Annotated in this window: 10 protein-coding genes and 2 tRNA genes; 4 read left to right on the top strand and 8 right to left on the bottom strand. The window is 63.5% G+C overall.

What is annotated here, in order from left to right:
- Positions 1-131 precede the first annotated feature (131 nt).
- Positions 132-854, top strand: a complete 723-nt coding sequence (locus PCO31110_RS18765) for an AraC family transcriptional regulator (protein WP_036662167.1) — start codon at positions 132-134, stop codon at positions 852-854.
- Between the two features lie 49 nt (positions 855-903).
- Positions 904-1,200, top strand: a complete 297-nt coding sequence (locus PCO31110_RS18760; protein WP_010808571.1) for a YciI-like protein — start codon at positions 904-906, stop codon at positions 1,198-1,200.
- A gap of 170 nt (positions 1,201-1,370) precedes the next feature.
- On the opposite strand, the gene PCO31110_RS18755 is transcribed toward PCO31110_RS18760, so the two are convergent.
- The 6 genes from PCO31110_RS18755 to PCO31110_RS18730 all read right to left on the bottom strand — a co-directional run bounded on the left by PCO31110_RS18755 (position 1,371) and on the right by PCO31110_RS18730 (position 8,776).
- Positions 1,371-1,446 (bottom strand) — tRNA-Glu (locus PCO31110_RS18755).
- A 16-nt stretch (positions 1,447-1,462) separates the two neighbouring features.
- Positions 1,463-1,538, bottom strand: a tRNA-Ala gene (locus tag PCO31110_RS18750).
- Between the two features lie 83 nt (positions 1,539-1,621).
- The gene (locus PCO31110_RS18745; protein ID WP_051126199.1) at positions 1,622-2,791 is read right to left on the bottom strand and encodes a DSD1 family PLP-dependent enzyme; all 1,170 of its coding nucleotides are present in this window, start codon (positions 2,789-2,791) and stop codon (positions 1,622-1,624) included.
- 40 nt (positions 2,792-2,831) lie between these two features.
- Positions 2,832-5,894: an FAD-binding and (Fe-S)-binding domain-containing protein gene (locus PCO31110_RS18740; RefSeq protein ID WP_150691127.1), complete on the bottom strand. Its 3,063-nt coding sequence runs from the start codon at positions 5,892-5,894 to the stop codon at positions 2,832-2,834.
- A 196-nt stretch (positions 5,895-6,090) separates the two neighbouring features.
- The gene (locus PCO31110_RS18735) at positions 6,091-7,368 is read right to left on the bottom strand and encodes an MFS transporter (protein WP_150691126.1); all 1,278 of its coding nucleotides are present in this window, start codon (positions 7,366-7,368) and stop codon (positions 6,091-6,093) included.
- A gap of 187 nt (positions 7,369-7,555) precedes the next feature.
- The gene (locus PCO31110_RS18730) at positions 7,556-8,776 is read right to left on the bottom strand and encodes a pyridoxal-phosphate-dependent aminotransferase family protein (protein WP_150691125.1); all 1,221 of its coding nucleotides are present in this window, start codon (positions 8,774-8,776) and stop codon (positions 7,556-7,558) included.
- Between the two features lie 177 nt (positions 8,777-8,953).
- Here PCO31110_RS18730 and PCO31110_RS18725 point away from each other — a divergent pair, with 177 nt between their 5' ends.
- Positions 8,954-9,670, top strand: coding sequence for a GntR family transcriptional regulator (locus PCO31110_RS18725; protein ID WP_036662075.1), 717 nt, complete (start codon positions 8,954-8,956; stop codon positions 9,668-9,670).
- A gap of 135 nt (positions 9,671-9,805) precedes the next feature.
- Here the strand turns inward: PCO31110_RS18725 and PCO31110_RS18720 are convergent, their stop codons facing one another.
- The gene (locus PCO31110_RS18720; RefSeq protein WP_010808565.1) at positions 9,806-10,447 is read right to left on the bottom strand and encodes a flavodoxin family protein; all 642 of its coding nucleotides are present in this window, start codon (positions 10,445-10,447) and stop codon (positions 9,806-9,808) included.
- A gap of 251 nt (positions 10,448-10,698) precedes the next feature.
- Positions 10,699-11,601: an IclR family transcriptional regulator gene (locus PCO31110_RS18715; protein WP_010808564.1), complete on the bottom strand. Its 903-nt coding sequence runs from the start codon at positions 11,599-11,601 to the stop codon at positions 10,699-10,701.
- Between the two features lie 174 nt (positions 11,602-11,775).
- Between PCO31110_RS18715 and PCO31110_RS18710 the strand changes: the two genes are divergently transcribed.
- On the top strand, positions 11,776-13,224 hold the full coding sequence (locus PCO31110_RS18710) for an NAD-dependent succinate-semialdehyde dehydrogenase (protein ID WP_010808563.1): 1,449 nt from the start codon (positions 11,776-11,778) through the stop codon (positions 13,222-13,224).
- The last annotated feature ends 4 nt before the right edge of the window (positions 13,225-13,228 follow it).

Genomic DNA, 13,228 nt, shown 5'->3' with positions numbered 1-13,228 from the left:
GTCGGGCATGCCGCAATGGGGTGTCTCACGCTAAAATTCCATAACCTGTCTTGAAAAGGACACTCATGAACACCGTCCACCGGCCTCGGGAGACTCGCTTGACCGACCACCTTCGCTTCGAAAATACGCCCATGCCAATGGCGGCGATGGCGGTCGACTATGCGCACAACGAGTTCATCGCGTCGCATTCTCATCGCCGCGCGCAACTGCTCTACGCCATCGAGGGCGTGATGATCATCGCGTCGGCGTCGGGTCGCTGGGTGGTGCCGCCCACGCGCGGCGTCTGGCTGGCAGCCGGGCTGGAACATACGGTCCAGATGAGCGGCAACGTCAAGATGCGCACGGTGTTCGTCGAGCCCGGCACGGAACCCTTACCCAATGAGAGTTGCGTGGTGGAAATCACGCCACTCATGCGCGAACTGATTCTCGCGGCCATTCATGTGCCGATCGATTACGCGGACGACTCGCGCGACGCACGCCTCATGCGTCTGCTGCTCGACGAACTGATCGCCCTGCCAGTGCTCCCGCTGTATCTTCCGTGGCCGCGCGACACGCGTTTGGCGCGCACATGCGACCGCCTGATGCAGGCCCCATGCGACGACGCAACCATCGACGACTGGGCTCGCGACACCGGCCTGTCGGCGAAGACCTTCCAGCGACGCTTTGCCCGGGAGACGGGTATGACGTTCGGCCGCTGGCGTCAACAAGCCCGCCTGCTTCAGGCCCTGGAAGCGCTCGCGCGGGGTGAGAAAATCGTGAATGTCGCGCTCGATCACGGCTATGCAAGCCAGAGCGCGTTTGCCGCCATGTTCAAGCGTCATTTCGGCGTACCACCGTCGGCGTTTTACCGATAATGCAGGGGTACGCCGTCGATACCGTAGCGAATTCAAAGGAGACAACCCCATGCATTACCTGCTCACTTACGACCTCGTCGACGATTATCTCGAGCGTCGTGCCCAATACCGTAACGCCCATTTGGCGCTCGCCTGGCAAGCTGCCGATCGCGGTGAACTGCTGCTCGCCGGTGCGCTCGAATCCCCCGTAGACGCGGCGGCATTGCTCTTTGAAGGCGAATCTCCCGCAGCGGCCGAAGCGTTCGCAAAAGCCGATCCGTATGTCGTGAATGGTCTGGTGAAGGCGTGGCGCGTGCGGCCGTGGAAAACCGTCGTGGGCAAAACAGCGAGTTCGCCGGTGCGCTAAGCGAGACGCATGAGGATATGCGGCACAGGACGCCGCCTGCCATGCCACGCCGAGAAGAGAATTCCGTCGCGGAAAAAACAAAACGCGCTTGGCGGTGAAGCCAAGCGCGTTTGTCGACAACCGATTGTCGTCGTGTTTTCGGACATTTCCGAGAATCACGCCGATGAATCTGGCGTCCCCTAGGGGATTCGAACCCCTGTACTCACCGTGAAAGGGTGATGTCCTAGGCCTCTAGACGAAGGGGACATAAAGTCTTCCGTTTTGGTGGAGGTAAGCGGGATCGAACCGCTGACCTCTTGCATGCCATGCAAGCGCTCTCCCAGCTGAGCTATACCCCCGTACGGCGAAGAAACGAGACTATAACGTGGTTTTCGAAAGTTGTGAAGCCCCCTGCGCGAAAATTTTTCGACGCCGTTAGCCTTCACTGACTCAGGCCGCGCGCTTCGATGGGCCACAGCCCTTCGACACGGCCATGCCTTACGGCCACATACCGATCGTAGAGATTGACTGTCGGATCGCAATGCCCAGGCACGAGCAGAATTGGCTCGCCGAGCCACGGTGCGCTGTCCTCGCCGGAAGCCCCCAGCTCAAGCACGCCATGCTCATCCGACGCTGTGCGATAGTACGGCTTGCCCGCCTGTTGCGACGACCAGAAACGCGGCAGCCCCGAATCCGTCGCCACGCTCTTGAGCCCCGCATCGCACACGATGATGCCCGCGCGCGCCGTGCTCATGACCGTCGACGCGAGAAACAGGCCATGGCGGAAGCGCCACTCGTCGCGCCACTCGAGCGAGCCGTAGTGACCGTCGAGAAACACATACGAGCCGGGCTGAATCTCGGTATAGACGCCACTCTCGATATCGAACTCGGCCGTGCCCGTGCCGCCGCCCGTCACCACCGGGCAGGCAATCCCGCGTGCCTCGAGAAAGCGCACGTAGGTCGACGCGCGGTCGGCGGCAAGCCGCGCCGCGTCACGACGCCGGTCCCAGCTATCGATGTGTTGCGCACTGCCGTGATACGCCTGCAACCCGCCAAAGCGCAGCCCTTCGTAATGATCGATGGCATCGACCAATTGCGCCACGGCGTCCGTCGAATCCACCCCGCAACGCCCCTGCCCCACGTCGACCTCAGGTAGCACCGCGATACGCACACCGGCGCGCTGTGCCGCCTTACCGAGCGGCGCGACCTGACGTACGTCGTCCACACAGACGGACAGCGTGACGCGCGACGCCATCTCCACGACGAGCGCCACGCGCGCTTCACCCACGAACTCATTGCTGATGTGGATGTTGCCGATCCCCGCATTGACGAAAGGAATCGCTTCCGTGACCTTCTGACAGCAGATGCCGACGGCGCCCGCCGCGATCTGCGCTCGCGCAATCGTGACGGACTTGTGCGCCTTGGCGTGCGGACGCACCGCGACACCCCGCACGGCGGCGGCACTCGCCATGCGGGCGACGTTCGCGTCGAAGGCGTCGAGGTCGAGCAGCAAGGAAGGCGTTGCCACCTGCGCGAGCGAATCGCCCACGCGGGCAACCGGGGGTACCGCTACATTGGCAGACGTCAAAACCGTATTGAGTGAATCGGGCATCACAATCCCCTGGAGGGCATTTGCAAGAAAATTGCAGCATTCAGACAGGCAGCGCCCGGGCCAGCACACACGCGACGTGAAGCGCATCCGTGTGCGCACCATCGTGAATCTGATGCCGGCAACTGGTGCCGTCGGCCACAACGATAGCGTTCTCCTTGCGCTTCCGGATCGCCGGCAACAGCGTCAATTCGGACATGGCGCGAGAGGTATCGTAGTGCTCGGCCTCATAACCGAAGCTGCCCGCCATGCCGCAGCATGACGACTCGATCGATGATACCTTCAGCCCCGGCACCCAACCAAGCACGGCCGTCACGGCCGAGTAGGCATCGAACGCCTTCTGGTGGCAGTGCCCGTGCACGAGCGCCTCGCCCACGCCGTCTGGCAAGGCCCGCCACGCCACATCGAAACGCCCTGCCGCCTTCTCACGAACCAGAAATTCCTCAAACAGGAACGCATTGTCCGCCACCTTGCGGGCCGCATCGCCGAAACCGTAGCCGAGCACTTCGTCGCGCAACGACAGCAGGCACGACGGCTCCAGCCCCACAATCGGCACGCCGCGTTCGACGAACGGCATCACGGCGTCGAGCAACCGCCGGGCTTCCGCTTTCGCTTCGTCCACCAGCCCCGCCGCGAGGAACGTGCGCCCACAGCACAGCGCACGCTCGCCCGCGCGCTGGTTCACGTGAACGGTATATCCGGCGGCTTCGAGCACACGCTTGGCGGCACGCGCGTTCTCCGGCTCCATGTAGTTGTTGAACGTATCGACGAAGAGCAGTACCTGACGCTGCCCGGCCGCTTCCGGCACCGGCGTTGCAGCGAGCGGCGCCTGACGCGCCAGGAACGACGGCTTCAACGCCGGCACCGAGCGCTCCAGCGCCAGACCGAGCCAGCGCTTCGCGGCGTTGCTGCCCGGCAGACGCTGCGCAGCATCGAGCAGGCCGCCTACGCGGCTGGCCCACGGCGCATAGCGCGGCAGGTAGGCGATCAGCTTGTCGCGCAACGATACGCCGTGACGCTTGGCCCGCGCATGACGCGCCTCGATCTTGAAGCGCGCCATGTCGATGCCCGTCGGGCAATCGCGCTTGCAGCCCTTGCACGACACGCACAGATCGAGTGCCGCCTTGACGTCGTCGCTCGCGAGCCCTTCGTCGCCCAATTGTCCGGACACGGCGAGACGCAGCGTGTTGGCGCGTCCGCGCGTCACATGCTGTTCATCGCGGGTGACGCGATAGCTCGGGCACATCGTGCCTGCGTCGAACTTGCGGCAATGTCCATTGTTGTTGCACATCTCGACGGCCGACGCGAGGCCGTGCGTGACATCGGTGCCGGTATCGGGCGCGCTCTGCTCGCCAGTCAGCGCGTCACGCGTCACGTTCCACGCCGTCCAGTCGAGCGCGGGGGTAATCGGCCTGGCCGCGTAGCCCGGCGCGAAGCGGAACAACTCGCGCGTATCCATCTTCGGCGGACGCACCATCTTGTCCGGATTGAAACGGTTCTGCGGATCGAACAGTTGCTTGATCTCGCCGAACGCCGCATTGATGCGCGGCCCGTATTGCCAGGCCACCCACTCGCCGCGGCACAGCCCGTCGCCGTGCTCGCCCGAGTACGCGCCCTTGTATTCGCGCACGAGCGCCGCCGCCTCTTCGGCGATGGCACGCATCTTCACCGCCCCGTCACGACGCATATCCAGAATCGGGCGCACATGCAGCGTGCCCACACTCGCGTGCGCGTACCAGGTACCCTCCGTGCCGTTGCGATGGAACACTTCGGTCAGCCGCCGCGTGTACTCCGCAAGATGTTCCAGCGGCACCGCGCAGTCTTCGATGAACGACACCGGCTTGCCGTCGCCCTTCATGCTCATCATGATGTTCAAGCCCGCCTTGCGCACTTCCCACAGCGCCTTCTGTGGCCCCGCTTCGGGCATCTTCACCACGCTGCCGGGCAGTCCGAGATCCCCCATCAGCGAGGCGAGATCGTCGAGCTTCGCGCGCAGCGCGTTAGCGTCGTCGCCCGCGAACTCCACGAGCAGAATCGCTTGCGGATCGCCAGCGAGCGCCGTCTCGATCACCGGGCGGAACGCCGGGTTGTCCATCGCCAGATCGATCATCGTGCGATCGACCAGTTCCACCGCGACCGGCCCCAGCCTGACGATGTGCTGCGCGAGATCCATCGCCTGATAGAACGTGGGGAAGTTCACCACACCGAGCGTCTTGTGCACGGGTAGCGGCGCCAGCCTGAGCGTGATCTGACGGCTATACGCGAGCGTGCCTTCCGAGCCGACCAGCAAATGCGACAGATTGGCCACACCGTCGTGTGTGTACGCCCGCGGATTGAGGCAGTCGAACAAATCGAGGTTGTAGCCCGCCACGCGTCGCAGCACGCGCGGCACGCGCTCACGCAGTTCGTCACGCTCACGCACGGCAATCTCGTGAACGCGCTCGAGAATCGCCCGCATGCGAGCGTCGGTGGGCGGCGTGCGCAGCGAACCGAAGTGCAATTGCGCGCCATCGGCCAGCACCGCATCGATGGAGAGTACGTTGTGCACCATGTTGCCGTACTCGAGCGAGCGCGAACCGCACGAGTTGTTGCCCGTCATGCCGCCGATGGTGCATTGCGCCGCTGTCGATACGTCCACCGGGAACCACAGTCCGTGCGGCTTGAGCCACGCGTTCAGGTGATCGAGCACGATGCCCGGCTCGACGGTGACGGTGCGCGCCTCGGCGTCGAACGCCACCACGCGGTTGAGCCACTTGCTGTTGTCGATGACCAGCGCCTCGCCAATGGTCTGGCCGCATTGGCTCGTGCCCGCGCCGCGTGCGAGCACCGGCACCTGTTGGTCACGTGCGATGTCGAGGGCGCGAATCAGGTCCTCCTGATCGCGCGGCACTACCACGCCGATCGGGAATATCTGGTAGATCGAGGCATCAGTCGCATATCGGCCACGACTCGCGCGATCAAAGCACACATCGCCACGCATCTCTCGACGCAGACGATCCTGCAAGGGCGTGAGGGCCACGCCGGCACGCTGCATCGGCATCAGATGCACGGGCTGGGCGACGGGATCGGCGTGGGAAGTCTCGCGGGCGTTTGATTGGGCATTCATGACGTTGCTGGCGTTGAGCTGACAGGGCCGTTGCGCGGGCCCGCCCGGGCGGGCAGAAGATATGGCGAACGTAAAGGTAGAGCGTGTCCGGCTGACGTTTTGCAGGAGATGTCGCCGATGCCGCCCGATGCCGCGCGCGCCGAGCCTCCGGCACGCGCGACGATCAGGCGCACATCACATGGACATCGCACGCCCATCAGGCCGGCTGGCGCGCGTTGCTCGCTTTGGCGGCATCGCCGGCCATCGAAAACTTGCTCTCGGGCTGCATGCGGAAAGCCAGCACCACACCGAGGGCCATCAAGATCATGCTGCCCACGAACGGCAGTTCCCAGTTACCCGTGCGGTCGATGAGATAGCCCGAAATCACCGGCGAGAGGATCGCGGCCAGCGCCGAACCGGTGTTCATCATGCCACTGGCCGTGCCCGAGTATTCCGGGGCGACGTCCATCGGGATCGCCCACATCGGGCCAATCGTCATTTCGGCGAAGAAGAAGCCGGACGCCAGACATGCCATCGACACGTACAGATGGTGCGTGAACATCATCGGCACGAGCGAGATCAGCGTGAGCAGCATGCACACGGACACCATCCAGCTACGTGCGCGCTTCAGGTTGCCGGTGCGCTCGTACAACTTGTCCGTGACGATCCCGCCGAGCGTATCGCCGATCACACCGGCGAAGAACACGCTCGATGCGAACAGCGCCGACTTCTTCAGGTCGAGGTCGTAGCTGTGCAGGAAGTATTGCGGAATCCACGACAGGAAGAGCCACAACGTCCAGCCGTAGCAGAAGTACACGATCGTGACCGGCATCATGCGCTTGAACAGCGGCCCCCACGGCACCGACGCACTCTTTGCCTTCAGGGCAGGCAGCACGGCGAGTTCTTCGGTCGTGATGCGCGGATGATCTTGCGGACGCTCCGTGAACGTGAGCCCCCAAAGCACCACCCAGACCAGACTCACGATCCCGCACAGATAGAACGATTCGCGCCAGCCGTGCGTCGTCATGATGAACACCACCACGGCCGGGGCAACGGCATTGCCGATGCGCGACGCCGCGTGCGTGATGCCCTGAGCGAAACCGCGCTTTTCTTTGGGGATCCAACGGGACATGGCCGACGTTGCCGCCGGAAACGTTGCGCCCTCACCAAGACCCAGCAGCAGGCGTGCCAGCAACAGTGTGACGAGACCGCCCGCCATGCCGGTGAGAATCGTCGCAACGGCCCACAACGCACCGCAAAAGAGCAGCGTACGCTTCGCACCGAAGCGGTCGCTCACCCAGCCGCCGATGATCTGAAAAACCAGATAGGGATAAGCGAAAGCGGAGAAGACGAGACCGATTTCGGTCTTGTTGAGATTGAATTCCTTGCCGAAGCCGGCGGCAGCCGTACTGACGTTGACACGATCGAGATAAGTGATGAAGTACATGACGCATAGCATCACCAGCACGACCCGTGTCGCTCTGAAAAGCTTCATTGCATGTCTCCTGAAACATCCTGTGAAGCGCCCCTGCCTGCAGATGGCGCAAAAGGTGTTGCTGCGGCACGAGCCCTTCTGTGGTGGGGTCCATTACCGCCTGAATGACAAGTAAAGCGTTCACTGCAAGGGCACCGGCAACGGCGGCGGCGCCCTTCGTCTCCTGTTAAGGATAACTAACGGCTCGTCAGGCAGCGGCCTTGAGCGACGGCGTGTCTTTTGCCTGTGCCAGATAGTCCATCGCGGCAACGACACCCGAACCGGCGAGTTTGACGCCGGAAATCTGCAGACCCATTTCGCACCCCGCGAGCGTTGCCATGAGCGTGAGGTCGTTACAGTCGCCCAGATGGCCGATGCGGAACATCGTGCCGCGAATCTTTCCGAGCGCCTGACCCAGCGACATGTCGAAGCGTTCGTAGATACGCTTGCGCACTTCGTCCGCATCCACGCCTTGCGGCATGACCACACCGGTGAGCACCGGGCTGTACACCGCCGGGTCCTGACACTGGATCTCGAGGCCCCAAGCGCGCACGGCGCGGCGCGTGGCTTCGGCCAGACGCTGGTGGCGCGCGAACACGTTGTCCAGCCCCTCTTCGAGAATCATGTCGAGCGCCTCGGACAGGCCGTACAACAGGTTCGTGTTCGGCGTGTACGGCCAGTAGCCGTTCTTGTTCGCTTCGATGATTTCCTGCCAGCCCCAGAAAGCGCGCGGCAGTTTGGCGCTGCGGCCGGCGTCGAGCGCCTTGGGCGAGACCGCGTTGAAGCTCATTCCCGGCGGCAGCATCAGGCCCTTCTGCGACCCCGAAACGGTAACGTCCACGCCCCATTCGTCATGACGGTAATCGGCCGAGCCGAGGCCCGAGATCGTGTCGACGAGCAGCAGCGCGGGATGCCCGGCAGCGTCGATGGCGCGACGCACCGCCGCGATATCCGAGGTCACGCCGGTCGAGGTTTCGTTGTGAACCACGCACACGGCCTTGATGTCATGCGCGGTGTCGGCGCGCAGGCGCGCTTCGATCATGTCCGGCTGAACGCCGCGACGCCAACCGTCGGTGCCCGGCAAGCCGATGAACTCCGGCTTCAGGCCAAGGTTCTCGGCCATCTTCTTCCAAAGCGTGGAGAAGTGTCCCGTCTCGAACATGAGCACGTGATCGCCGGGCGAGAGTGTGTTCGTCAGCGCAGCTTCCCATGCCCCCGTGCCCGAGGCCGGATAGATCACCACCGGCTGCTCCGTCTTGAAGATCTTCTTGATGTCGGCCAGTACCTTGCGACCGAGCGCGCCAAATTCCGGGCCACGGTGATCGATCGTCGGGTAACTCATGGCGCGCAGAATGCGATCGGGCACCGGGCTGGGGCCAGGGATTTGCAGGAAGTGGCGACCCGAGGGGTGGAAATCGAGCTTCAGCATGAACGTCTCTCTCCTGTTCAAAAATTCTCTTTTGAATTTTGCATTCAAAATACTTTAGCAGAGCCGAGGACTTTCGCAATAGGTGAGAAGCGCTTTCAATACAGGCGTTTACCCTAGAGATACGGGTGCCTGACACCGTACGTTACAATCGCGGACATGAAGGCTTGATGATTTTGAATGCAAAAAATGGAAAACACGTCGACGATTGCCGCCCCAGACATTCCGCGCGTGGAGCGCTTGCGTTTGCACGACACGGTGGTCGAGCATCTGCGCAAGCTCATCATCGAGGGGGTTCTCTCACCCGGTGTCAAACTCAACGAACGCGAGTTGTGCGAAACCCTCGGCATCTCGCGCACCCCGCTGCGCGAAGCCTTCAAAGTGCTTGCCGCCGAGGGTCTTATCGAGATTGCGCCAAATCGCGGGGCGAGCGTCGCCCGCATGACGGAAAAGGAAATCCGGGAGATGTTCGAGTTGATGAGTGGGCTCGAGGCATTTTCAGGCGAGTTGGCTGCCGAGCGCATGACGCCCATCGAGCTGGCGGAAATCAAAGCGTTGCATTACGCAATGCTCGCGTGCCGCGCGCAACAGGACCTGCCGGGCTATTACGCGCGCAATCAGGCCATTCACGATCGCATCAATGAAGCGGCGCGCAACGGGGCGTTGCGCCAAACTTATGTGTCGATCAATCGTCGTCTCATGGCGCTGCGCTTTCGCTCGAACTTCCATGCGGACAAGTGGGACCGCGCTATTGCAGAGCACGAGCAGATGATCGATGCGCTGGAAAAGCACGATGGCAAACGCCTCGGCGAGATCCTGCGCAAGCACCTGCTGGCCAAGCGCGACGCCGTCCTGCAAATCCACGCCGAACCGGCGAGCGACGCGCCGAGCAACTGAGCCGGCACTTCCAAAACAAAAAGGCGTGGGCACCCTATCCGGCGCCACGCCTTTTTCATTGGTACTGCGATTCGTCTCTAGCGAGCTTTCGCGGGCCCGCCTGCCGCTCACGCGTCTTGCCGAATCAACCCTGGCTCAGAGACGGCGCTCGGCCGCTTCGCGCGCGCGACGCGCAAGCACGGCGGGCGATTCGAGGACCTCACCCGCGAGACGGGCGACGAGCGCCGCGACGTTGCGGCCGTACTGCTTGCCGGCGATCACATCCGCCGGATCGAGTGCATAGGCGGCGTCGACTTCCATGCCCGACGCCGTGACGGCCGGAAAATCGCTGGCGTGACGCTTGCCGGCGGATGCGCCCGGTGCAATGCCGGATGCGTCGACATCGGCCCACACCATGCCCTGCTGCACGGCAAGCGCCGCGAAGTAGTCGAGGGTATTGCGCTTGTCATCGGACGAACGGCAACTGAACGAGAATCCGCCAGCGACCTTGTCGCGCCAACTGGGTGCCCGCCACAGGCCGGTCGTTGCGTCGGCAAATGCCTTGAACGGGGCGGCGATACCGCCCTGATAGGCCGGAGCACCGAAAATGATGGCGTCGGCGGCCGCCAGACGCGCGAGCATGGCTTCGTCGTGCCATTGCCCGTCGACGAGTTGGTGCGGCTCGATACTGAGCAATTGTGCGTGTGCGCCGGCGTCGTTCACGCCTTGCGCGACGGAATGGGCAATCATGGCGGTTGCGCCGCCTTGCGAGTAGTACACGATTGCGATATTGGACATGGCGTAGTGCTTCCCGAATGGATGTCCGCCCCATGGCACCGCCGGGATCGCGCTTCCCTACGCTTCCTCTGGCTTGTCTGGACATCAGTCAAGTCCAAATAATGCCAGTGATAACCCCTAGGGAATAGCCCGCATAACTGGACATGACTGTTCCGCCAAAGATAACAATCCAATGGCTGCACCACGCTGTCGGTCAATCAGCACCCAGCTGACGGGAAGATGGCGCCACGCTGACCGCGCGCGGATACGCGCTAACGGCGGGCCGGTGCGCCAAGCCGCACGGAGAGTTGATCGGCCAGTTCGCGCATCTGGCATCCGATGCGCCGACCGGTCTCCGAATCGATCTCATTTGTGAGAAAACTGACGGCAAGCCCGGCCACGGCGCGCTCGCCGCTGGCATCGAACACCGGTGCACCGAAGCAGATCATGCCTTCGCGCATCTGCCCGTTGTCGATCGAATAGCCATCGCGACGCACCTGCGCCATTTCCTCGGCCAACGCCGCATAAGTGCTCACGCTCGCCCGCGTAAGCGGCGCAGGCCATACACCGGCCAGCAGATCGGCAGCCTCGCCGGGCGGCAGTGTCGAGAGCATGGCCTTGCCGGTCGCGGTGTAGGGCGCGGGCAGCCGCATGCCAATGCGGAAGGTCACGCCGAGCGGCCGGTTGCCGTTATGGCAGGCCAGATAGATCACCTCCGCGCCGTCGAGCACGGACAGTGTCACGGTTTCCTGCGCAAACGCGCGCGACGCCTCCCAGACCGCCCGGAATTCCTCGGTAATGTTGGTCTGCGTCAGAAACGCGTTCGCCCATCCCATCACGTAAGAGCCCATCGTCATGCCGCCATTGGCATGGCGCTTGACCAGCCGCAGCTTGACCAGCGTATCGCACAGGCCATGCAACGTGCTCTTGGGCACCCCCGTCTCGCGCGCCAGATCGGCCAGCGCCACCGGCTCGGACGAGGCCGCAATCACATCCAGGACGTGCACCGCGCGCACCACGGCAGGCGCCGTGGTCTTGATCGGCTCGGTGGCAAGGGCGTCGGAAGAGGCGTTGGCGGGTACGTCGAGTGTGCGCTTGGGCATGAACGGGGTGTCGGCTTCGAAATCGTGAGGATGGATCGGGTGGCGGGCCACGCGCGAGCATGGTACGGGCAAGTCATTCTCATTCCGCCCTAGGAAAACCCCTTAGTTGCCCCCGAAACGTTCAATACGTAGAATCATGTTCAATACATAGAATATCGTTCAATAGATAGAACGGCAAGCAGCAACCGAGAGACTGCCGCGCGCCGTTTCGCCAACAGGAAAAGCCGGCGAGCCCGGTCAACAGCCATGCAACTCAAAGACACTACCCTCTTCAAGACACTCGCCTGGGTCGACGGTCAATGGATCGCGGCCGACAGCGGCAAGACGTTCGACGTGCTGGACCCGGCCACGGGCGAGGTGCTGGCCAAGGTGCCGGAACTTGGCGCCGAGGAAACCACGCGTGCCGTGGTGGCGGCCGAAGCCGCACAAAAGCCGTGGGCTGCCCGTACCGGCAAGGAACGTGCCGCTGTGCTGCGCCGCTGGTTCGATCTGATGATCGCCCACACGGAGGATCTGGCGTATCTGATGACGCGTGAGCAAGGCAAGCCGCTCGCCGAGTCGCGCGGCGAGATCGCCTATGCCGCCAGCTTCGTCGAGTGGTTCGCAGAGCAAGCCAAACGCGTGGATGGCGATGTGCTCGCCACGCCCGCCTCGGACAAGCGCCTCGTCACGCTCAGGCAGCCCGTTGGCGTGTGCGCGGCCATCACGCCGTGGAATTTCCCCGCGGCGATGATCACACGCAAGGTCGCCCCGGCACTGGCCGCCGGCTGCGCCATCGTGGTCAAGCCTTCCGAACTCACGCCGCTCTCCGCCTTTGCGCTAGCCGAACTGGCACACCGCGCCGGCATTCCGGGCGGCGTGTTTCAGGTCGTGACGGGTGACGCGCGTGCCGTGGGTGGCGTGCTCACTTCGCACCCGAGCGTGCGTAAGTTGTCGTTCACGGGGTCGACCGGCGTGGGCCGCCTGCTCATGGCGCAGTGCGCACCGACCGTCAAGCGCATGTCGCTGGAGCTGGGTGGCAACGCACCGTTCATCGTGTTCGACGATGCGGACCTCGACGCCGCCGTCGAAGGGGCGATCGCGGCGAAGTACCGCAATGGCGGCCAGACGTGCGTGTGCGCGAACCGTTTCTATATTCAGGACGGCGTCTATGATGCGTTCGCCGCGAAGTTCGCGCAGCGCGTGGCCGACATGAAGGTCGGCAACGGTCTGGAAGACGGTGTGCTGATCGGCCCGCTGATCGAAGGCAAGGCGGTGGAAAAGGTGGTCACGCTTGTGGAAGACGCCAAGTCGCGCGGCGGCCGTGTGCTGGTGGGCGGCGAAGCGCATGCGCTGGGCGGCACCTACTACGCACCGACGGTGATTGCCGACGCAACGTCGCAAATGCGCGTGGCACGCGAAGAAATCTTCGGCCCGGTAGCGCCCTTGTTCCGCTTCACGGCCGACGCCGAAGCCGTCGCACTCGCGAACGACACGGAATTCGGTCTCGCGGCGTATCTGTACACACGTGACATCTCGCGCGCATGGCGCACGGCCGAAGCGCTGGAGTACGGCATGGTCGGCCTGAACACCGGCTTGATCTCAAATGAAGTCGCCCCGTTCGGCGGCATCAAGCAATCGGGCGTGGGCCGCGAGGGCTCGCACTACGGCATCGAGGAATACCTCGAACTGAAGTACCTGTGTCTGCAAGTGTGATGGA

Origin of the sequence: Pandoraea communis, assembly GCF_902459745.1 — a bacterium.
In the GTDB taxonomy this organism is placed as follows: domain Bacteria; phylum Pseudomonadota; class Gammaproteobacteria; order Burkholderiales; family Burkholderiaceae; genus Pandoraea; species Pandoraea communis.
Note: the sequence above shows the minus strand (reverse complement) of the source record. Positions and strands in the feature narration are given on the sequence as shown.

Coding starts and splice junctions, on each gene's coding strand:
- PCO31110_RS18765 (WP_036662167.1), top strand. CDS start 132: ATGCCAATGGCGGCGATGGCGGTCGACTATGCGCACAACGAGTTCATC.
- PCO31110_RS18760 (WP_010808571.1), top strand. CDS start 904: ATGCATTACCTGCTCACTTACGACCTCGTCGACGATTATCTCGAGCGT.
- PCO31110_RS18745 (WP_051126199.1), bottom strand. CDS start 2,791: ATGCCCGATTCACTCAATACGGTTTTGACGTCTGCCAATGTAGCGGTA.
- PCO31110_RS18740 (WP_150691127.1), bottom strand. CDS start 5,894: ATGAATGCCCAATCAAACGCCCGCGAGACTTCCCACGCCGATCCCGTC.
- PCO31110_RS18735 (WP_150691126.1), bottom strand. CDS start 7,368: ATGAAGCTTTTCAGAGCGACACGGGTCGTGCTGGTGATGCTATGCGTC.
- PCO31110_RS18730 (WP_150691125.1), bottom strand. CDS start 8,776: ATGCTGAAGCTCGATTTCCACCCCTCGGGTCGCCACTTCCTGCAAATC.
- PCO31110_RS18725 (WP_036662075.1), top strand. CDS start 8,954: ATGCAAAAAATGGAAAACACGTCGACGATTGCCGCCCCAGACATTCCG.
- PCO31110_RS18720 (WP_010808565.1), bottom strand. CDS start 10,447: ATGTCCAATATCGCAATCGTGTACTACTCGCAAGGCGGCGCAACCGCC.
- PCO31110_RS18710 (WP_010808563.1), top strand. CDS start 11,776: ATGCAACTCAAAGACACTACCCTCTTCAAGACACTCGCCTGGGTCGAC.